This is a genomic window from Nonomuraea sp. NPDC003709 (assembly GCF_040610775.1).
GTDB classification, from domain to species: Bacteria; Actinomycetota; Actinomycetes; order Streptosporangiales; family Streptosporangiaceae; genus Nonomuraea; species Nonomuraea angiospora_A.
The window spans coordinates 171,165-190,387 of record NZ_JBEXMW010000005.1 but is presented as its reverse complement, the minus strand read 5'-3'; the positions used below and the strand labels follow the sequence as shown (position 1 = coordinate 190,387).

At 73.8% G+C, this 19,223-nt stretch carries 16 protein-coding genes and 1 pseudogene; 12 read left to right on the top strand and 5 right to left on the bottom strand.

From position 1 onward, the window contains the following. The first annotated feature begins 55 nt into the window (after nt 1-55). Complete coding sequence (gene sulP / locus ABZX61_RS17230) at nt 56-1,720, top strand: sulfate permease (RefSeq protein WP_355195484.1); 1,665 nt, start codon at nt 56-58, stop codon at nt 1,718-1,720. A gap of 7 nt (nt 1,721-1,727) precedes the next feature. On the opposite strand, the gene ABZX61_RS17225 is transcribed toward sulP, so the two are convergent. Continuing rightward, on the bottom strand, nt 1,728-4,799 hold the full coding sequence (locus ABZX61_RS17225) for a BTAD domain-containing putative transcriptional regulator (protein ID WP_355195482.1): 3,072 nt from the start codon (nt 4,797-4,799) through the stop codon (nt 1,728-1,730). A 315-nt stretch (nt 4,800-5,114) separates the two neighbouring features. On the opposite strand from ABZX61_RS17225, the gene ABZX61_RS17220 reads away from it, so the two are divergent. From ABZX61_RS17220 to ABZX61_RS17190, 7 genes are all read left to right on the top strand, one after another. Beyond that, the gene (locus ABZX61_RS17220; RefSeq protein WP_355196129.1) at nt 5,115-5,591 is read left to right on the top strand and encodes an anthrone oxygenase family protein; all 477 of its coding nucleotides are present in this window, start codon (nt 5,115-5,117) and stop codon (nt 5,589-5,591) included. A gap of 91 nt (nt 5,592-5,682) precedes the next feature. Continuing rightward, nucleotides 5,683-8,052 (top strand): GAF domain-containing sensor histidine kinase, encoded by a 2,370-nt coding sequence (locus ABZX61_RS17215; protein WP_355196127.1) that lies wholly within the window; start codon nt 5,683-5,685, stop codon nt 8,050-8,052. Then, nucleotides 8,027-8,668, top strand: coding sequence for a response regulator transcription factor (locus ABZX61_RS17210; protein WP_355195480.1), 642 nt, complete (start codon nt 8,027-8,029; stop codon nt 8,666-8,668). Before ABZX61_RS17215 ends, ABZX61_RS17210 begins: the two co-directional genes overlap by 26 nt. A 76-nt stretch (nt 8,669-8,744) precedes the next feature. Continuing rightward, entirely contained in the window at nt 8,745-9,281 is a 537-nt protein-coding gene (locus ABZX61_RS17205) for a hypothetical protein (protein WP_355195479.1), read from the top strand. Continuing rightward, nucleotides 9,278-9,730 (top strand): hypothetical protein, encoded by a 453-nt coding sequence (locus ABZX61_RS17200; protein ID WP_355195477.1) that lies wholly within the window; start codon nt 9,278-9,280, stop codon nt 9,728-9,730. The genes ABZX61_RS17205 and ABZX61_RS17200 overlap by 4 nt, the downstream gene beginning before the upstream one ends. Before the next feature lie 5 nt (nt 9,731-9,735). Continuing rightward, entirely contained in the window at nt 9,736-11,202 is a 1,467-nt protein-coding gene (locus ABZX61_RS17195; protein WP_355195475.1) for a multicopper oxidase family protein, read from the top strand. 12 nt (nt 11,203-11,214) lie between these two features. Further along, nucleotides 11,215-11,826 (top strand): hypothetical protein, encoded by a 612-nt coding sequence (locus ABZX61_RS17190; protein WP_355195473.1) that lies wholly within the window; start codon nt 11,215-11,217, stop codon nt 11,824-11,826. 57 nt (nt 11,827-11,883) lie between these two features. On the opposite strand, the gene ABZX61_RS17185 is transcribed toward ABZX61_RS17190, so the two are convergent. Beyond that, nucleotides 11,884-12,780 carry an SDR family oxidoreductase gene (locus tag ABZX61_RS17185; RefSeq protein WP_355195471.1) on the bottom strand — a complete coding sequence of 299 codons (897 nt, stop codon included), beginning with the start codon at nt 12,778-12,780 and terminating at the stop codon, nt 11,884-11,886. Between the two features lie 100 nt (nt 12,781-12,880). Here ABZX61_RS17185 and ABZX61_RS17180 point away from each other — a divergent pair, with 100 nt between their 5' ends. The 3 genes from ABZX61_RS17180 to ABZX61_RS17170 all read left to right on the top strand — a co-directional run bounded on the left by ABZX61_RS17180 (nt 12,881) and on the right by ABZX61_RS17170 (nt 14,992). Continuing rightward, complete coding sequence (locus tag ABZX61_RS17180; RefSeq protein WP_355195469.1) at nt 12,881-13,459, top strand: helix-turn-helix domain-containing protein; 579 nt, start codon at nt 12,881-12,883, stop codon at nt 13,457-13,459. Between the two features lie 133 nt (nt 13,460-13,592). Further along, a complete protein-coding gene (locus tag ABZX61_RS17175) occupies nt 13,593-14,027 on the top strand; it encodes a MerR family transcriptional regulator (protein WP_355195467.1) in 435 nt (144 codons plus the stop codon). Then, nucleotides 14,027-14,992, top strand: coding sequence for an NAD-dependent epimerase/dehydratase family protein (locus ABZX61_RS17170; RefSeq protein ID WP_355195465.1), 966 nt, complete (start codon nt 14,027-14,029; stop codon nt 14,990-14,992). The genes ABZX61_RS17175 and ABZX61_RS17170 overlap by 1 nt, the downstream gene beginning before the upstream one ends. 106 nt (nt 14,993-15,098) lie before the next feature. On the opposite strand, the gene ABZX61_RS17165 is transcribed toward ABZX61_RS17170, so the two are convergent. The 3 genes and pseudogenes from ABZX61_RS17165 to ABZX61_RS17155 all read right to left on the bottom strand — a co-directional run. Beyond that, nucleotides 15,099-15,977: a YceI family protein gene (locus tag ABZX61_RS17165; RefSeq protein WP_355195463.1), complete on the bottom strand. Its 879-nt coding sequence runs from the start codon at nt 15,975-15,977 to the stop codon at nt 15,099-15,101. 63 nt (nt 15,978-16,040) lie between these two features. Then, complete coding sequence (locus ABZX61_RS17160) at nt 16,041-16,652, bottom strand: carboxypeptidase-like regulatory domain-containing protein (protein ID WP_350738259.1); 612 nt, start codon at nt 16,650-16,652, stop codon at nt 16,041-16,043. 264 nt (nt 16,653-16,916) lie between these two features. Beyond that, nucleotides 16,917-18,335: pseudogene (locus tag ABZX61_RS17155) on the bottom strand (MFS transporter); the annotation flags it as partial. A gap of 163 nt (nt 18,336-18,498) precedes the next feature. Between ABZX61_RS17155 and ABZX61_RS17150 the strand changes: the two are divergent. Next, complete coding sequence (locus ABZX61_RS17150) at nt 18,499-19,149, top strand: TetR family transcriptional regulator (protein WP_350738041.1); 651 nt, start codon at nt 18,499-18,501, stop codon at nt 19,147-19,149. The last annotated feature ends 74 nt before the right edge of the window (nt 19,150-19,223 follow it).

Sequence of the window (19,223 nt, the reverse complement as noted above, 5' to 3'; positions counted from 1 at the left end):
CCGGTCAGGGCGCGTGATGCTGGCGCCCGCGTGCCATCATGCGCCATCCTCGGGCGTGATCCGTTTCCTGCCCGGCCTGGCCACCCTGACCGCCTACCGGCGCGAATGGCTGCGTGGCGACCTGCTCGCCGGGCTGACCGTCGCCGCCTACCTCGTCCCCCAGGTCATGGCCTACGCCACCGTGGCCGGGCTGCCGCCGGTGACCGGGCTGTGGGCGATCCTGGCCCCGCTGGCCCTGTACGCCCTGCTGGGCTCCTCCCGCCAGCTGTCGGTCGGGCCCGAGTCGACCACCGCGCTGATGACCGCCACCGCCATCGGCCCCCTGGCCGCCGGGAACCCGGCCGGATACGCCTCCCTGGCCGCCTCGCTGGCCCTCATCGTCGGGCTGCTCTGCCTGGGCTGCCGGCTGCTGCGGCTGGGCTTCGTCGCGGACCTGCTGTCCAGGCCGATCCTGGTCGGCTACCTCGCCGGCGTGGCCGTCATCATGATCGCGAGCCAGCTCGGCAAGCTCATCGGCGCCCCGGTGACGGGAGAGTCCCTCATCGAGCAGGTGTCGTCGTTCGTCCATCTGCTGCCCCGCGCTCATCCCGGCACCGTCATCATGGCGGCCGCGGTGCTCGCCTTCCTGTTCCTGCTGCAGTGGCGGCTGCCCGCGGCCCCGGCGCCCCTGCTCGCCGTGCTGCTGGCCACGCTGAGCGTGGCGTTGTTCCACCTGGAGGCGCGGGGCATCAAGGTGGTCGGCGCGATCCCCGCCGGGCTGCCCGCCCCCTCGCTGCCCCCGCTGGAGAACCTGCTGCTGCCCGCCGTCGGCGTCTTCCTCGTCGGCTACAGCGACAACATGCTGACCGCCCGCTCCTTCGCCGCCCGCCACCACCAGGAGGTCGACGCCAACCAGGAGCTCCTCGCGCTGGGCGCGGCCAACCTGGGCGCGGGCGCGCTGCACGGCTTCCCCGTCAGCAGCAGCGGCAGCCGCACCGCCCTCGCCGACGCGGCCGGCGCCCGCACCCAGCTGTACTCGCTCATCTGCCTGGTCGCCGTCGCCGCGGTGCTCATGTTCGCCGGGCCGCTGCTGGCCGACTTCCCCACCGCCGCCCTCGGCGCGATCGTCGTGTACGCCGCCACCCGGCTCGTCTCACTGCCCGACTTCGTGCGGCTGGCCCGCTTCCGCCGCACCGAGCTCCTGCTCGCCCTCGGCGCCTTCGCCGGGGTCCTGATCTTCGACATCCTGTACGGCATCCTGCTCGCGGTGGCCCTGTCGGTCGCCGAGATGCTCGCCCGGGTTGCCCGCCCGCATGACGCGATCCTGGGCGTGGTGCCGGGCCTGGCGGGCATGCACGACATCGACGACTATCCGGCCGCCCGCACCATCCCCGGCCTGGTGATCTACCGCTACGACTCGCCGCTGTTCTTCGCCAACGCCCAGGACTTCCACCGCCGCGCCCTGGCCACCGTCGACCAGCAGGACACCCCCGTCCGCTGGTTCGTCCTGAACACCGAGGCCAACGTCGAGGTGGACATCACCGCCCTGGACGCCGTCGACTCCCTGCGCCAGGAGCTGGAGCGGCGCGGCATCGTCTTCGCCATGGCCAGGGTCAAGCAGGACCTGCGCACGTACCTGGACGCCTACGGCCTGACCGCCACGGTCGGCGAGCAGCGGCTCTTCCCCACGCTCCCGACCGCGGTCGCCGCCTACCGGCAGTGGGAGCGCGAAGCGCCCTGATCAGCGCTCATCGCGGGGAGGGGCCGAGCGCGCGAGGGGCATCCACGGCGGCCAGCCTGAGTTGCAGGCGGGTGTGGAAGGACAGCGTGGAGACGAGCGTCTGGTGGCCGGCCCGCGGCATGGCGGTGCGGAACGCCTCGTGGAGCAGGTCGTCGGCGCCGGCGATGCATCTGATCTCGTGGCTGACGGTGAGAGCGCGCCGGAGGTAACGCGTGGTCTCCGCGTTCCGCCCCGAGGCCAGGCTGGCGAACCCCATGGCGGTGAGCGCGAGGCTTTCGCTCCAGCGGTCGCCGATCTCGCGGGAGATGACGAGCGCCTGGCACAGCGGGTGGGACGGGTCCCCGTACTCGCCGTTGATCAGCAGGCCGAGGCCGATCACGATGAGGGCCATGCTCTCCCCCCAGCGGTCGCCCATCTCCCGGGAGATGGTGAGGGCCCGGTAGAGAGGGCGGGTGGCTTCCGCGCCGTAGCCGCCGGTCAGGCGGGTGAAACCGATGGCGGTGAGGGCCAGGCTCTCGCCCCAGCGGTCGCCGATCTCGCAGGTGATGGCGAGCGCCCTCTTGAGGTGGACCATGCTCGCGCTGTGGTGCCCGAGCTGGCGGTAGGCGTTGCCGATGCCGACGAGCGCGCGGCCCTGGCCGCACAGGTCGCCCGCCTCCCGGTAGCGGGCGAGGGAGCGCTGCTGCTGGCGCAGCGCCTCGGCGAAGTGGCCCGCGCGGTCGTGGATGAACCCCAGATGGTTGCGCGTCTTGGCCTCGCCCCAGCCGTCGCCGCTCTCCTGGTCGAGGACGAGCGCCCGCCCGTGGTGGTCCAGCGCCTCGGAGAGGTGCCCGGCCCGCCAGTACGCGAAGCCGAGGTTCTTCATCGTCTCGGCCAGGACGCGGGGGTCGCCGGTGTCGCGCGCGGCGTCGAGCGCCCGGAGATGCGTGTCGATCCAGTCGCGGACGTGCCCGGTGATGAGGAAGAACCGCCAGAGCGCATGCGCCAGCCGCCAGGTGAAGTCGTCCCAGCCGTGCTCGGCCGACAGCGCGACGGCCGCCACGAGGCCGGCCCGTTCCTCCTCCACCCACATCAGCGCGCCTTCCGGGCCCTCCAGCGCGGGCGGCTCGGCGGGTGCGCGGTCGATCACGTCGGGGAAGCGTCTCCTGGTGGGTTCGACGAGGTCAGCGGCGCGGCTCGCCGTGTGGAGGTACCAGTTCAGCACGCGGCGGACGGCGGCCGTCCGTTCGGCCGCGCCGTCGGTCCGGGCGCTCTGCTCGGCGGCGTACGCGTGGAGCAGGTCGTGGAAGCGGTGCCGTTCCCGGCCCTGTTCACGGCCCTGTTCACCGCTGGGCCTCTCCAGCAGCGACCGGTCGGCCAGGACGTCGAGCAGCCGCCGCGCCTCGGCGACCGGGACGCCCGCCAGCGCGGCCGCCGCCCCCGGGCCGACGTCGGGACCGGGGTGCAGGCTCAGCAGGCGGAACATCCGGGCCGCCGGCGGCTCCAGCGCCAGGTACGACCAGGAGAGCACCGCCCGCACGCTCGCCTCGTGGTCGTCGGAGGTGTCCAGCGCGTCCAGCCGGGTCCGCTGGGCCCGCACCTCCTCGGCCAGGCTCTGCAACGGGCTGTCCGGGCGGTACATCGCGTGCTCGGCCGCGATCGTCAGCGCCAGCGGCAGGTGGACGCACGACCGAGCCAGCTCGGCGGCGGCCCACGGCTCGGCGCCGATCCGTTCCGGGCCGAGGATCGCGGCCAGCAGGGCGGTCGACTCGCCGGGCGAGAACCGGCCGAGCACGAGGGGCCGCGCCCCTTCCCGTACGGCCAGGCCGCGCAGCTGGTTGCGGCTGGTGACCAGCACGAACGAGCGCGAGCCCGGCAGCAGCGGACGCACCTGGGCCGCGTCGCGGGCGTTGTCGAGCAGCATCAGGACCCGCCGCCCGGCCAGCACGCTGCGCAGCAGCGCCGAGCGGGCGTCCGTCTCCTTGGGAACCCGCTGCCCGACCACGCCCAGCGCATTGAGCAGCAGCTCCAGCGCGGCATGGGGCTCGACGGGGTTGCCCGGGCCGAAGCCGCGCAGGTTGAGATGGAGCACGCCGTCGGGGAACCGGTCGGCGACCGAGTGCGCCCAGTGCACGGCCAGCGCCGTCTTGCCCACTCCGCCCATGCCGCTGACGGCGGCGATCACGATCGGCGGCGACGCGTGAGCGTTCTCGCGGTCGAGGAGGGCGTTCAGGGCCGCGAGCTCGTCGCGGCGCCCGGTGAAGGAGGCGAGGTCGGAGGGGAGCTGCCGCGGGCGTACCGGGCTCGGCGGCGGATCGTCCGGCTGAGTGGCCGGCGGGAGGTGGCCGTCATCGAGCACGCGCGCCGCGTCGGGGTCGCCGGCCAGGATGGCGGAGTGCAGGCGGACCAGCTCCTGGCCGGGGTCGACGCCCAGCTCGTCGCGCAGGAGGGCGCCGACGCTCCGGTACGTCTCCAGCGCCTCCGCCCGGCGGCCGGACCGATGCAGCGCGACCAGGAGCTGCGCCCACAGCCGCTCGTGGAACGGATGCTCCGCGGTCGCCTCCTTGAGCACCTTGACCATCTCGTCGTCGCGGCCGAGCCGCAGGCCGAGCTGGAACCACCGGTCGACGGCCCGCAGCCGCTCCTCCACGACCGGCGGCACCTCGTCACGGTGCAGCGACTCCGACGGAACGCCGGCCAGCACGGGGCCGCGCCACAGCCCCAGGGCGCGGCCGAGGAGATCCGCCGCGCCGGCGGCGTCCGTGCCGGCGCCGGCGCGCGCGACCAGCACCCGGAACCGCGACAGGTCCAGCGCCTCGGGCGGCACATCGATGACGTAGCCGTCGTCGGACGTGCGGATCAGCCGGTGGGAGCCGTCACCGCCCGGGTCCTCGCCCAGCGCGCGCCGCAACCGCGCCACGTGGGTGTACAACGCGCTGCGGGCGTTGTGGGGAACGTCGTCGGCCCACAGCCGCTCGATCAGCTCGTCCGGCGAGACGTTCCGGTTGGCGCGCAGGAGCAGCGTGGCGAGCACGATCCGCTGCTTGGCCGCCGGAAGGGAGATCGGCCGGCCGTCACGTACGACTTCGAGCGGGCCCAAAATCCCGAACCGAAATCCGGCATTCGACCTTATGTCCACATTTATCCTGACGTCGCGAAGTGATGGACGACAGCACGGGCGGGTGGGGCGTCGTCGTGCCGCAACCGGTCCGTCGACACGTGCCGCTACGAACTACGGTAGCCACCGGCGATGCCATCGTTCTTGCACAAACCTTGCGTCGCGCGGACCGCCTCCTTTCGCCGGGTTTCGGTGTGGCCCGGGCGACAGGTTCAGGACAGGTCCACGAAAGGAGCCGATGGGATCGTGAGAGCCGGACGACATCGCTGAGCCCGCTGGGAGGACTCTGTGGAAGGCATGCGGATCACGGCGCTGATGGCCGCAACGCTGTCGATGGGCCTCGTGGCGGGGGCCTTCGCCCTGTACGCGCACACGGTCATGCCGGGCCTCGAGCGGACCGACGACCGCACCTTCGTGGGCGCGTTCCAGGCGCTCGACCGGGCGATCATCAACCCGTGGTTCATGGGAGGCGGCTTCCTGGGCGCCCTGCTGTTCACGCTCCTCGCCGCGGTGGCCCATCTCGGCCGCCCGGCCCTGCCGTGGATCGTCGCCGCGCTCGTCCTGTACGTGATCACCTTCGTCATCACCCTGGCGGTCAACGTGCCGCTCAACGACGCGCTCAAGGCGGCGGGGGATCCCGGCCGCATCGACGTGGCCGCGGCGCGCGAGGCGTTCGGCGAGATGCGGTGGCGGAGCTGGAACCTCGTCCGCGTGGTCGCCTCCACGACCGCGTTCGGCCTGCTCGCCTGGGCTCTCACGTTGTCAGGAAGATAGAGCCGGCCCCTGACACGCCTTTCCATCCAAACCGTAGGCGTCCGGGTGATGGTTTTCCGGCCGGGGTGTCGGTCACGATGTGTGCGTGTCCATGTGGCGACTGTGGCCGGGCCCGTCAGGGTGGTCGCGCCGGATTCCGGCGGGAGTGGCGATCCTCCTGGTGGTGCTGGGCGTGGTGGCGACCGCCGCCGGGCTGGACGCGCCGTCGGACGGCAGCGTGGTGCCGCTGGGCTGGCGCGCCGAAGGCGTGGTGGTGAACGTCCCGGGCACCCCGGCAGACGTCGCCGGGGCTCCAGCGGACATCCCCGGCGCCCCCGTGGAGGTCCTCGGCGCCCCCGTGGAGGTCCTCGGCGCCCCCGTGAGCGCGCCGGGCGCTCCCGGCGGGGTGGGGCTGCGGACCGGTGATCTGGTGACCGGTGTGGCCGGGCATCGGCTCGCCGACGGTCTGGGCCTCGTGCCCCGTCCGCGGCCGGGCACGACCCTGGTCTACGACGTGGTCCGCGAGCGGCCGACGACGGTGGCGGTCCGGGTCGGCCGCCCCGATCCGTACCCGCTGCTCATGGAGGGCTGGGGCGACCTCGTCTTCGTGATCGCGCTGGCCGGGCTGGCCGTCGCGCTGTATCTGCGGCGGCCCGAGGAGCCCGCGACGGCTCCGCTGCTCGTGCTCGCGGCGGGCCTGCTGGGCAGCACGCTCACCGTCACCGCCGGGCTGCCCGTCCTGGCCCTGGCCACCGGCGGCGCCCAGCTGTGGCTGTTCCACCTCAACACGATCGTGGCGTACTCGATCTCCTGGGGAGGACTGCTGGCCTTCACGATCGCGTTCACCGCGCCCCGGCCGCTGCCGGCCCGCAGCCGCCGGGCCATGACCGTCGCGTACGCCGCGCCGCCGGCCGCGATGGCACTCTGGAGCGCGCTCGCCGCGCCACTGGTGCCCAATGCGCTCGGCTGGCTGGGGCTGGTGCACGGCGGCCAGACGGCGGTCGTGGCGGCCGTCCTGGTCACCAGCACGGTGTGGGGCCTCGCCGCCTACCGCCGCAACCCCGATCCGCTGATGCGCGCCAGGATGCGCTGGCTGGTGGCGGGCGGCGCGGTCGCGACGCTGCTGAGCCTGGCCGGCTGGCACCTCCCCGAGCTGCTCGCCGCGGCGCGTCCCCTGCCGCCGGGAGCCCTCGGGCTGTCGGGGCTGCCGTTCGTGGCCGGGATCGGGGTGGCGCTGCGCCGCCATCGCCTGTTCGACATCGAGCGGCTGGCGAACCGGTCGCTCGTGTACGCCAGCGTGGTCGCGATCCTGGTCGCCGGGTACGCGGCCGTCGTGGCGCTGCTGGTCAGCGGGCTGGGGTTGTCGCAGCCGGTGGCCGCCGCGCTCACCGCGGCCGGTGCGGCGCTCGCGCTGGCGCCGCTGCGCGCGCTGGCGCAGAGCACGGTCAACCGGGTGATGTACGGCGACCGCCGCGACCCGTCAGCGGCGCTGACCCGCCTCGGCACCCGGTTGCAGGCGGTGCTGCTGCCCGCCGACGTGCTGCCCGCGATCGTCGAGACCGTGGCCCGGTCCCTGCGCGTCCCGCACGCGGCCATCGACCTGGTGGACGGCTCCGGCGCCGGTCACCTGGCCACGCAGTACGGCGTCCCCGTCGGCGAGGTGCACGTCGAGCCGCTGCGCTACCACGGGACGCTCATCGGGCACCTGCGCGTCTCGGCCCGCGGCAGCGACGACCCGCTCGACCCCGTCGACCTCGGCCTGATCGCCTCCCTGGCACAGCAGGTGGGCACCGCGGTGCAGGCCGTGCGCCTGCATGACGACCTGGTCAGGTCCCGCGCCGAGGTCGTGGCCTCGCGCGAGGACGAGCGCCGGCGCTTACGCCGCGACCTGCACGACGGTCTCGGCCCGACCCTGGCCGCGATCCGGATCAAGGCCGGCCTCGCCGCGCGGGACGTACCACCCGGCTCGGCGGCGCGTCCGCTGCTCGACGAGATCTCCGCGGAGGCCGCCGCGTCGCTGACCGATGTGCGGCGCCTGGTCGAGGCGCTGCGCCCGCCCGCGCTGGACGAGCTCGGCGTCGTCGGCGCGATCCGGGCGCGGGCCGCGGCCCTGTCGGGCGCCATGTGCATCGAGGTCGTCGGCGCCGAACCGCTGCCGGCGCTGCCGGCAGCGGTCGAGACGGCGGCCTACCGGATCGCCGTCGAGGCGATCACGAACGCGGTCCGCCACAGCGAGGCGACCCACTGCACGGCCACGGTCACGCCGTCGGACGGCGGTGTGGAGGTGACCGTGCGGGACAACGGCCGCGGGCTCGACCCCGATCGGACGGCCGGCGTGGGGATCCGCTCCATGCGGGAACGGGCCGCCGAGGTGGGCGGTGCCTGGTCGATGCGCTCCCCGCCCGGCGGCGGCACCCACATCCGCGCCTTTCTGCCGACGAGCCTGGGAGGGGACCATGATCAGGCTGATCCTCGCCGATGACCACCCCGTCTTCGTGTCGGGCCTGCGGGCCCTGCTCGGCGCCGAGGCCGGGATGACCGTGCTGGCCGTGGCCGCCACCGGCGCGGACGCCCTGCGCCTGGCCGTCGAGCACCGGCCCGACGTCGCCGTGCTCGACGTGAACATGCCCGACGGCGACGGCCTCACGGTCACCGCCCGGATGCGCGCCGCCGGCCTGCCCACCCGTTCGCTGATCCTGACCATGTACGACGACGACGAGAACGTCCTGGCCGCCCTGCGCGCGGGCGCCCACGGGTACGCGCTCAAGGGCGCCGGGCCCGAGGAGATCGTGGCCGCGGTACGCGCGGTCGCCCGTGGCGAGGCGGTCTTCGGGGCCGGCGTGGCCGCGCGGATCCTGGCCCACTTCGCCCGGGTCGCGGTGGCGTCGCCGTTCCCGCAGCTCACCGAGCGCGAGCACGAGGTCCTGGGGCTCGTCGCCCGCGGCCTGGACAACATGGCGATCGCCCAGCGGCTCGGCGTGAGCGGCAAGACCGTACGCAACTACGTCTCGAACGTCCTGACGAAGCTGCACGTCACCGACCGGTCGGCGGCCATCGTCCGGGCCCGCGAAGCGGGACTCGGCGGCGAACCCCGATAGCGGGGCCCGGCCTCCCGGGCCGGCTGGGACATCTGCCCCGTGACGCCGGGACGCGGTGGCGCCGACGCTGGCGGTCATGAGGACGCGGGTGGCCGGCGGGCTGTGCCTGATGGCGTCGTCGGCGCTCTGCCTGGCCGGGTGCCTGGCGGGCGAGCCGGCCCTGTGCCCGGCCGGACGCCTGGCGGGCGGGCCGGCCCTCGGGCTCGTCCGCGTCACCGGTGCGTGGCTCGCCGTCGTGGCCGTCTCGCTCGTGTACCGCGACCTGTCCGCCTGGGGCCCCCGCCACGCCGGCCGCGCGCCGGCCGCCGTGGTCCTGGCCCTGCTGGGCGTGGTCGCCTCGGCGGCGACGGTCGAGGCGGCGCTCCACGTCGCCGGCCCGGTCCTGCCGCCCGCGCTGGCCGTCGGCGCGGCCTCCGCCCTCGCGGGACTGTCGTACGTGGCGGGCCGGGCCGGGCTGGCGCACCCGGTCATCGGCGGGATCGCGGCGGTGGCCGCCCTGCTCGGCGCGCTCACCGCCGACCTCGCCGTCCCCTACCTCCTCGGCGCCGCCCCGCTCGGCGCCGCCCTGCTCGTCAAGGCGCTCCGCTCCCCGTCGAAAGGACAGGCACCATGAGAATCGTCTACAAGGTCTTGGCGTACGCCGTCGCCGTCGAGGTCGCCGTCCAGGCGGCGGCGATCGTCCTGGCCATCGCCGGGCTCGGCAAGTGGGTCTCGGCCGGCAACGTGTTCGACAAGGCCGTCATGGAGAGCGACGACCTGGCCTTCCCGGAGGTCGTCGGCCTCATCGTGCACGGCATCAACGGCGGGCTCGTCATTCCCGTCGTCGCCCTCCTCCTCCTGATCGTCTCGTTCTTCGCCCGGATCCCCGGCGGGGTCAAGTTCGCCGCGTTCGTGCTGCTCCTCGTCGCCGTCCAGGCCATGCTCGGCTACTCGGGCCACGACCTGCCGTGGGTGGGCGGGCTGCACGGGCTCAACGCGATGGCGCTCTTCGCGGTCGCCCTGCACGCGGCCCGGCGCGCCCGGCCCGTCGCCGCCGAGGCGCCCGCCTCGGCGGCGGTGTGAGGGTCATGGTCCTCACCCGTCGCGTGCGGCTGGTCGCGGCCTGCGCCGCGACGCTGGCCGTCGTCCTCCCGCTGGGCTGGCTGTGGCAGGCGAGCCGGCTGCCGCGGTCGTACTCCGTCATGGACATGGGGTACGCCGACGGCGGCCGGCAGGCGGTCGCGCCGCACCACCACCGGAACGCTGCCACCCGCGACATCACCACCCTGGTCGCCGACCCGGCGCGCAGGCCGGACGTCGAGGTGACGCTGACCGCGCGCGAGCAGCGCGTGCGGCTGGCGTCGGGCCGCGAGATCGACGGGTACACCTTCAACGGCCGCTCCCCCGGCCCGCAGATCACGGCCGTGGCGGGCCAGCTCGTACAGGTGCGGCTGGTCAACGCGTCGGTGCCCGGCGGGGTCACCCTGCACTGGCACGGCGTGGACGTCCCGGGCGGCGAGGACGGCGTCGCCGGGGTCACCCAGGACGCGGTCCGGATCGGCCGGGACTTCGTCTACCGGTTCGTCGTCCGCCGGGCCGGGACGTTCTGGTACCACTCCCACCAGCTGTCGCACGAGCAGGTCGCGGGCGGCCTCTTCGGCGCCCTGGTCGTGCGGCCCGCGCGCCCGCAGGCCGCGCTCGACGTCGTCGCCCTGTCGCACCTCTACCACGGGATCCGCACCGTCAACGGGTCCGAGTCCGACGTCACCGTCCCGGCCCCGCCCGGTGCCACGGCGCGGGTACGCGTGATCAACACCGACAACGGCCCCACCCCGGTGTGGGTCACGGGGGCCGCGTGGCGCCTGGTCGCCGTGGACGGCACCGATCTGCACGGCCCGACGGCGGTCGAGCACGCCGCCGTCCTCGTGACGGCGGGCGGCCGGGCCGACCTCGAGGTGACCATGCCGTCCGGCGGCGGCTCCGTACGGGTGCAGATCGGCGGGCCGCTGTCGGTGGTGCTCGGCCGCCCGTCCGACGTCCCGGCGAGCGCCCGCCCGGCCGCCACGCTCGACCTGCTGACCTACGGCACCCCCGCGCCCCTCGGCTTCGACCCGGCGCACCCCGACCGCGCCTTCCGCTACGAGATGGGCCGCCGGCCGGGCTTCCTCGATGGCGTCCCCGGGCTGTACTGGACAGTCAACGGCCACATGTATCCGGACGTGCCGATGTTCACGGTCGCCGACGGCGACGTCGTCCGCATGACGATCGTCAACGACAGCGGCGAGGTGCACCCCATGCACCTGCACGGCCATCGCGCGGTGGTGCTGGCCCGCGACGGCGTGCCCGCCACGGGGAGCCCCTGGTGGGTCGACTCCCTGAACGTCGAGGACGGCGAGTCCTACGACATCGCCTTCCTCGCCGACAACCCCGGCATTTGGGTCGATCACTGCCACAACCTGCCGCACGCGCGTGAGGGGCTGCTCGTCCACCTCATGTACGAGAACGTCACGACCCCGTTCCTCATCGGCGGCCCGGCGGGCAACTCGCGAGAGTGAAGGAGGACACCGGTGAAGACAGACCCGCACCCGCTGCCCGCGTCGCTGCGCCGGCAGGCGGTGGCCGGCGGGGTCACGGGCCTGGTCGCGGACGCGTTCCTGGTCCTGTTCTACGTCGTCGCGCGGCCCTGGGCCGACGACCCCGGCGACAGCTGGCTCGGCCCGGCCAACGACGTCCTCGTCCTGCTCCAGTACCTGGCGCTCGTGCCGGTGGTCCGCGGCCTGGGCCGCCTCATGGCCGGCGACGCCCGCGCCCGCGGGTGGACCAGGATCGGCCTGGTCGCCGCCGTCCTGGTCGTCGTGCTGCAGGCGCTGCTGCTCACGGGCCTGATGCCGTTCGAGTACCAGGTCGTCCCGGTGAGCCTGAGCGCCGTCGCCGGCATGTGCTGGGCGGGCGCGATCAGCGCCGCGGGGGCGCGCACCGGCACCCTGCCCGCGGCCGTGACCCGCCTCGGCCGCGCCATCGTGATCGGGCTGCCGGTCGCCGTCGGGGCGTTCGGCGTCGGCTTCCTCGTCACGGTCTTCTTCGACGTGTCGTGGGCCTGGGCCGCCGGCGGGATCCCGGGCGCCGTCGTCTGGACGATGTTCCCCGCGTGGACGCTGCTCGTGGGCCTGCGCCGGTGATGCCGGTGGGGGGTGGGCGGCGCGGCCGGCACCGCGTCGCCCGTGATCACGGTCGGTTCAGGGTTGGTCGTAGTGGCCCGCGGCGATGTCCTCCAGGAGGGTGGGGCCGGTGGGCCGCCAGCCGAGCAGTTCGCGCGTGATCGTGCTCGTTGTTGGGAAGTCGGCGGCCAGAAACCCGCCGATGAACGGGATCTCGTCGGCGATCTGCTCCGCCGGGGCGGGCTTCGCCGGCACGCCGAGGCGGTCGGCGAGCGCTTCGGCGATCCGCCGGACGGGCACGCCCTCTTCGGCGGCGGCGTGCAGGATCGTGCCGGCGGGGGCGTCCTCGAGCCCCAGCCGGACCAGGCGCGCGGCATCGGAGCGGTGGACGGCGGGCCAGCGGTTGTGCCCCTCGCCGGGGTAGACGGAGGCTCCGCGCCGTCGGGCGGCATGGGCGATGACGGAGATGAAGCCGTGGTCTCCTTCGCCATGGACGGTCGGGGCGAAGCGGGCGGAAATCACCCGTACGCCACGGTCGGCGTAGGTGAGGGCGAGGTTCTCGGCACCGCCGCGCGGTGAGTCCGGGCCGACGGCGGGATTGGGATCCCGCTCTGTCGACGGGCGTCCGAGGCCGGGCAGAGCGAGGCCGGCCGCGAGCACGAACGGCCGATCGGACCCGGCGAGCGTGTCGCTGATGGTCTGGACCGCGGCCCGCTCGGCGCGGTTGGAGATCTCGGGGTGGGCGAAGTCGTGCTTGTTCGCGAGGTGGACGACGCCGTCGGCCGCGTTCGCGCCCTGGCGGATCTGGTCGAGGTCGTCGAGGTCGCCGGGGTGGACGTCCGCCCCGAGGCCCTTGACGACGGATGCCGATGCCTCGGTACGGGCCAGTCCGGTCACCTCGTGACCGGCGGCGATGAGCTCGGCGACGACGGCGCGGCCGATGAATCCGGATGCTCCGGTGACGAAGACGTGCATGGTTGGGCTCGCTTCCAAGAATGATGTCAGGGGCTGACATCACCAGCATAGCCGTGATGTCAGGCTCTGTCATCACCTCGGTTCGGGCTACGATCCGGACATGGCACGTTGGGCACCTGGAGCGTCGGATCGTCTGCAGCGGGCGGCGATGGAGCTGTTCGCCGAGGACGGCTTCGAGGCGACGACCGTGGCCGGGATCGCCGGGCGGGCCGGGGTGACCGAGCGCACGTTCTTCCGGCATTTCGCGGACAAGCGCGAGGTGCTGTTCGCCGGCGGGGAGCAGCTCGAAGCCGCCTTCGTGGGCGCGATCGCCGACGCCCCGGCGGACGCGTCCATGGCCGGTCTGCTCGCCGCGGCGCTCGATGCCGGGGGCCGGGTCCTGCAGGACGGACGGGGCCGGGATTTCTCCCGCATGCGGAACGGGATCATCACGGCGAACGAGCAGTTGCGGGAGCGCGAGCTGCTCAAGCTGGCCAAGCTCTCCCACGCCGTGACCGCCGCGCTCGTCTCTCGCGGCATCGCCCAGGTGACCGCTTCCCTGGCCGGCGAGCTGGGCGTTCTGGTGTTCAAAACGGCCTTCGCCCGGTGGATCGCGCCCGATGAGACCCGCGATCTGCTCGACCTGCAACGCGAAGGTCTCGCCGCCATCAGCGACCTGACCCGTGCCGAGACCGTGTGACCCGATGTTGACGCTGTCGCTCAGTGCGCCGGACCGGGCGGCGCCCGGGCGCTGTACCTGGACGTCACCGGTCCGGGCGGCACAGGCCCCGCGCGTTTGACCTCAAGCGCTTGAGGTGTGTTTCGCTGACCGCATGGCAGTTCTGACCATCCATGAGATGTCCCGGCGCAGCGGGCTGAGTGAGCCGACCCTGCGCTACTACGAGGAGGTCGGGCTGGTCGGCCCGATCGACCGTGACGAGAGCAGCGGGCACAGGCGGTACCGCGACGAGGATCTTCACGTGATCGAGGCGCTGGCCTGCCTTCGCGCGGTCGGCGTGAGCATCGAAGACATGCGCGCCTACCTGGCGAACCGCACCCGCGGGCGGCTGGCGGCGGCCGAACAGCGCGATCTGCTGCTGCGTCACGCGGAGCGCATCGAGGCCGAGATCCTCGCCCAGCATGCCCGGCTGGCCTATCTGCGGGAGAAAGCGGCGCTGTGGGACGCTCGCGACCGCGGCGACACGGCCGCGGAGTCCGAGGCGATGCGGCGTTCCATCGACGCGGCCGGTCGCTTGGGGGTGCTGTGATGAGCCGGGTCCTGGTCACCGGCGGGGCCGGCTACGTGGGGACGCACCTGATCGCCGCACTGCTGCGGGCCGGGAGACCGGTACGCGCCACGGTGCGCCGGACGACTCAGGAGGCCGAGCTGCGTGCGGCGGTGCGCCGCGGCGACGCCGACGACGCCGGCCTGGAGATCGTCACCGCCGACCTGATGGCCGACGACGGCTGGCCCGCCGCGGTGGCCGGGTGCGAGGAGGTTCATCATGTCGCCTCGCCCATCCCGGTCACCCAGCCCGAGAACCCCGACGAGCTGATCGTCCCCGCCCGGGAGGGCACGTTGCGGGTGCTGCGTGCCGCGCGCGACGCGGGTGCCCGGCGCATCGTGCTCACCTCGTCCTTCGCCGCGGTCGGATACACGCCCAAGCCGGGCGCCGAGTTCACCGAAGACGATTGGACCGATCCCGACACGCCGGGTCTGGCGCCATATCCGCGTTCCAAGGCGATCGCCGAGCGGGCCGCATGGGCCCTGATGGAGCGCGACGGCGGCGACACCGAACTCGTCGTGGTCAACCCGACGGCCATCTTCGGGCCCACCCTCACGGCCGGCCTGCGCTCCTCGACGCAGCTGATCAAGGCGATGCTCGACGGAACGATGAGCCTCGCGCCCCGCCAGCGCTTCGGCGTCGTCGACGTGCGCGACGTGGCCGACCTGCACCTTCGCGCCATGGCGGAGCCCAAAGCCGCGGGCAAGCGCTTCCTGGCCGTCGCCGACGGCGCGACGCTGAGCTTCCTGGAGGTGGCCCGGATCCTGCGCCGAGGGCTCGGCCCGGCGGGCGCACGCGTACCCACGCAGGAGGTGCCGGGGGAGGACCCGCCACGGCCGATCATCCACAACGACCGGGCCCGCGGCGAGCTCGGCTGGCGTCCGCGGCCCGCCGAGACGACGATTGTGCAGACGGCGCAGAGCCTGCGCGACCTCGGCCTGGTGTAGGCGACGGAACCGACCATCGCCGGGGTTCCGCACGGGCGGCACGGTCCGCGGGCCCGCCCGTCGTCTGGCTGCCTGCCTGGTACCGCCGGTCCCAAGAAACTCTCGTCTAGGGCAGGGACGCCCCCTGCACGGCCTGGATGTCCAGCTCCACCTTCAGCGTCGACCCGATCAGGTTGACCCCGGCCCGCACGACCTGGTTGTAGGTCATCGCGAAGTCCTCGCGGCGCAGCTCCGTCTCGGCCCGGAACGCCGCCCGCAGGCCGCCCCACGGGTCGGGGCCGGTGCCGAGGTAGGCCAGGTCGAGGTCAACGGGCCGCTGCACCCCGGCGAGCGTCAGCGTCCCGTGCACGATCCACCGGTCGGGGCCCGCGGGCGTGAGCCCGGTGCTGCGGTAGGAGATCATCCGGTACGCGGCGGCGTTCAGGAAGTCGGCCGAGCGGAGATGGTCGTCGCGGGTGCCGTTCCCCGTCTCGATCGAGGCGGCCACGATGTCGGCGGCCACCGACGAGGTCTCCGGGTCCGTGCCGACCTCGATCCGCCCGGCGAACTGGGTGAACCGTCCCCGTACGGTGCTGAGCCCCAGATGCTGGGCGGTCGCCGCGATCGTGCAGTGGGCCGGGTCGAGCGTCCAGATCCCGGGCGGGGGAAGGTCGACGCCGCCCTGCCGGGCCAGCACCACCGTGCCCAGCTCGGCGGCGCCGGACCCGGTCGCGATGGCCGTCATCGCGGCCGGTGTGTATCCGGCCGCGGTGGCGACGGCCGTGTAGACGCCGGGCGCCAGCGGGCCGGTCGACACGACGCCCTCCGCGTCGGCCTCGGCCCGCGCGACCTGCTGCCCGGTCAGGTCGGTCACCGTGACGATCGCGTGCTGCACGGCCCACCCGTCCTTGGTGCGGATCAGGGCGTGCAGGCCCCGGCGGGCGGCCGGGGCGCTCTGCCGGCTCGCCGTGGCGTTCCGCCCGGCCTGCTCTTGGCTGGTGTACATGGTGCTCCTGCTCTCCCTGCTTTCCTTGCTCGTCCTTTCGAGCAGCCGTCGCGGTGTCTGGTGTCAGTCGGCGTGGACCAGCCACAGGTCGCGGTCGTCGTCGTCGCGGCCGTTGATGCTCACGGTGTCGGCCACGGGCGGGTATCCGGTGGCGATGAGCGTGTACTGGCCGCCGGTCAGGTCGGCGAAGGCGTACGCGCCGTCCTCGCCGGTCGTCGTGGTGCCGACCACGTTCCCGGCCGCGTCCAGCAGCGTCACCCGCGCGTCGTTCAGCGGGCCGCCGTCGCCCACCCGTACGGTGCCGCGGATCCGGGCGCCGGGCCGCAGCTCGACGTCCTGCCTGGTCTGGCCGGCGCCGGCGACCTCGACCGGGACGGCGGCCGGGCGGAAGGAGTCCGCGCTGACCGCGAGCGTGTAGCCGCCCGAGGTCACGCCGGACAGGCTGTAGGAGCCCTCCCCGTCGGTCGCGCCCGTGGTGACGACCTCGCCGCGGACGTCGGTCAGCACGACGACCGCCCCGGGCACCGGCTTGCCCTCCAGGTCGCGCACCACTCCGGTCAGCTTGTTCGAGCCGGTGAGGATCAGGTTGAAGTCGACCGGCCGGTCGCCCACGACGAGGGTGGCCACCTGCGGGTCGCGCTCGGCGGCCGACGCGATCAGGACGTAGGTGCCCATGCCGGGCGTCCAGATGGCGTACCCGCCGTCGGCCAGGGTCACGGCCCGGGAGAGCTGGTGGCCACGCGAGTCGATCAGCGTCAGCGTGGCGTGGCCGACCGCGTGGCCGTCGTCGCCGCTGACGATGCCGCGGATCTCGACGCCGCCGTCCGGCGCGTCCGTCCAGGCGGTGCCCACCGGCGCGTACGCGGGCTCATCCACGTGCGCCGGCCCGTGCGCGGAACCGTGCGGGGATGGCGCCGGGGCGGCGGCGTGCGCCGTGGTGGGGGCGGCGGCGCTCCGGCGCGGGAGGAAGGCGGCCAGGACGAAGGCGAGGAGGGCGGCTCCGGCGCCGATGCCCATGACGACGCGGAAGCCGTCCTCGGAGGGGAGGGCGACGGGGCCGAACGTGGTGGTCATCTGCGACAGGACGACGCCCGCCACGGCGCTGGAGACGGAGGTGCCGACGGCGCGCATGAGGGTGTTGAGGCTGTTGGCGGCGGCCGTCTCGGACACCGGCACGGCCCCCATGACGAGGGCGGGCATGGAGGCGTAGGCGAATCCGATGCCGGCCCCGATGATGCAGGAGACCAGGACGAGGTGCCAGAGCTCGGACATCAGCCCGATGTTGAGCGCGTAACCGGCGGCGACGATGACCGCGCCGATCATCAGGGTGACCTTGGGCCCCTTGGCCGCGGACAGGCGGGCCGACAGCGGCGCCAGCACCATCATCACCAGGCCGGACGGCGCCATCACCAGGCCCACCGCCAGCATCGACTGGCCCAGTCCGTAGCCGGTGGCCTCCGGCAACTGCAGCAGCTGCGGCAGCACCAGGGACATGGCGAACATCGAGAAGCCCATCATGGTGGAGGCGAGGTTGGTGAACAGCACCTGACGCCGCGCGGTGGTGCGCAGGTCCACCATCGGCTCGCGGGTGCTCAGCTCCCACCAGCCCCACAGCAGCAGCACCACGACCGCCGCGGCGAACAGGCCGATCGTGAGCGGGTCGCCCCAGCCCCAACTGGCGCCCTTGGAGATCGCCAGGAGCAGGCACACCAGCGCGGCCGACAGCCCGACGGCGCCGACCAGGTCGAAGCGCCCGCCGCTGCGTACCGCGGACTCGGGCACGAGGGCCAGCACCAGGACCAGGGCCACGGCGCCGAGCCCGGCCGCGGTCCAGAACAACATGTGCCAGTCGGCGTTCTCGGCGATGAGGGCGGCGGCGGGCAGGCCCAGGGCGCCGCCCACGCCGAGCGAGGCGCTCATGAGCGCGGTCGCGGAGCCGAGCCGTTCGGCGGGCAGCTCGTCGCGCATGATGCTGATGCCGAGCGGGATCACGCCGGAGGCCAGGCCCTGCAGGGCCCGCCCGACGATCATGGGCGTCAGGGAGTCGCTGAAGGCGCACACGACCGACCCGGCGACGAGCAGGATCAGGCTGAGCAGGAGCATGCGCCGCTTGCCGAACATGTCGCCCAGCCGTCCCACCACCGGTGTGGCGACCGCGCTGGCGAGCAGGGTGGCGGTGATCGCCCAGGTGGTGTCGGACGCCGGGGCTCCCAGGAGCTTGGGCAGCTCGGGAACCAGCGGGATCACCAGGGTCTGCATCAACGACACCACGATCCCGGCGAAGGCGAGCACCACCACGAAGGTGCTCGACCGCGGGGGGTCGGCCGCGTGGGCGCGGCGGGCGGGGATGTTGGCCATGCGAAGTCTCCGTTGCGGGGTTGAGGGAAGCAAACGACGAGGTATTAGTAAATCAGTCGCTTGACTTAAGGCTAACAGCGTCGATTTACTGAACACAACCGACGGTCAGGCCCCCGAAGGAGGTCCTCGTGAGCAGGCGTGACATTCCGGTACGGTGGTGCCGATGACCGGCAAGACCGTACGCGCCGAGCGCGCCGGAGTGACCCGCGAGCGGATTCTCGCGGCGGCGGAGCAGCTGTTCGCCGAGCACGGCGTGCTCGCCGTCTCCAACCGTCAGGTGAGCGAGGCCGCCGGGCAGGGCAACAACGCCGCCGTCGGCTACCACTTCGGCACCAAGACCCACCTCGTACGCGCGATCGCCCGCAAGCACGCCGAGCCGGTCGAGCGGATCCGCGAGCGGATGGTGGCCGAGCTCGGCGACTCCGCCGACGTGCGCGACTGGGTCGCCTGCATGGTACGCCCGGTCACCGAGCATCTGGCGGACCTCGGCTCCCCCACCTGGTACGCCCGCTTCGTCGCCCAGGTGATGACCGACCCCGCGCTCCGCGCGATCATGGGTGACGAGACCCGCTCCTCCCCCTCGCTGCGGCAGACCGTCGAGGGGTTCAACCGGTGCCTGCCCGAGCTGCCCGCCGAGGTGCGGGCCGAGCGCGGCGACATGGCCCGCCAGCTGATCGTGCTCACGTGCGCCGACCGCGAGCGCGCGCTCGCCGAAGGCGCCCCCACCCCCCGTGCCACCTGGCACGACGCAGCGACCGGGCTGATCGACGCGCTCGTCGGGATGTGGCTCGCGCCCGTCACGCGCGAGCCCTGACGGGCGCCCCTGCGACTCGCGCCGCGATTTGGGCGGAAGTTCCGGTTCGGTTCATGGTCCGGTCGGCTTCACTC

Coding starts and splice junctions, on each gene's coding strand:
- ABZX61_RS17220 (WP_355196129.1), top strand. CDS start 5,115: ATGCGGATCACGGCGCTGATGGCCGCAACGCTGTCGATGGGCCTCGTG.
- ABZX61_RS17215 (WP_355196127.1), top strand. CDS start 5,683: ATGTGGCGACTGTGGCCGGGCCCGTCAGGGTGGTCGCGCCGGATTCCG.
- ABZX61_RS17210 (WP_355195480.1), top strand. CDS start 8,027: ATGATCAGGCTGATCCTCGCCGATGACCACCCCGTCTTCGTGTCGGGC.
- ABZX61_RS17205 (WP_355195479.1), top strand. CDS start 8,745: ATGAGGACGCGGGTGGCCGGCGGGCTGTGCCTGATGGCGTCGTCGGCG.
- ABZX61_RS17200 (WP_355195477.1), top strand. CDS start 9,278: ATGAGAATCGTCTACAAGGTCTTGGCGTACGCCGTCGCCGTCGAGGTC.
- ABZX61_RS17195 (WP_355195475.1), top strand. CDS start 9,736: ATGGTCCTCACCCGTCGCGTGCGGCTGGTCGCGGCCTGCGCCGCGACG.
- ABZX61_RS17185 (WP_355195471.1), bottom strand. CDS start 12,780: ATGCACGTCTTCGTCACCGGAGCATCCGGATTCATCGGCCGCGCCGTC.
- ABZX61_RS17180 (WP_355195469.1), top strand. CDS start 12,881: ATGGCACGTTGGGCACCTGGAGCGTCGGATCGTCTGCAGCGGGCGGCG.
- ABZX61_RS17175 (WP_355195467.1), top strand. CDS start 13,593: ATGGCAGTTCTGACCATCCATGAGATGTCCCGGCGCAGCGGGCTGAGT.
- ABZX61_RS17170 (WP_355195465.1), top strand. CDS start 14,027: ATGAGCCGGGTCCTGGTCACCGGCGGGGCCGGCTACGTGGGGACGCAC.
- ABZX61_RS17165 (WP_355195463.1), bottom strand. CDS start 15,977: ATGTACACCAGCCAAGAGCAGGCCGGGCGGAACGCCACGGCGAGCCGG.
- ABZX61_RS17160 (WP_350738259.1), bottom strand. CDS start 16,652: ATGGGCACCTACGTCCTGATCGCGTCGGCCGCCGAGCGCGACCCGCAG.
- ABZX61_RS17150 (WP_350738041.1), top strand. CDS start 18,499: ATGACCGGCAAGACCGTACGCGCCGAGCGCGCCGGAGTGACCCGCGAG.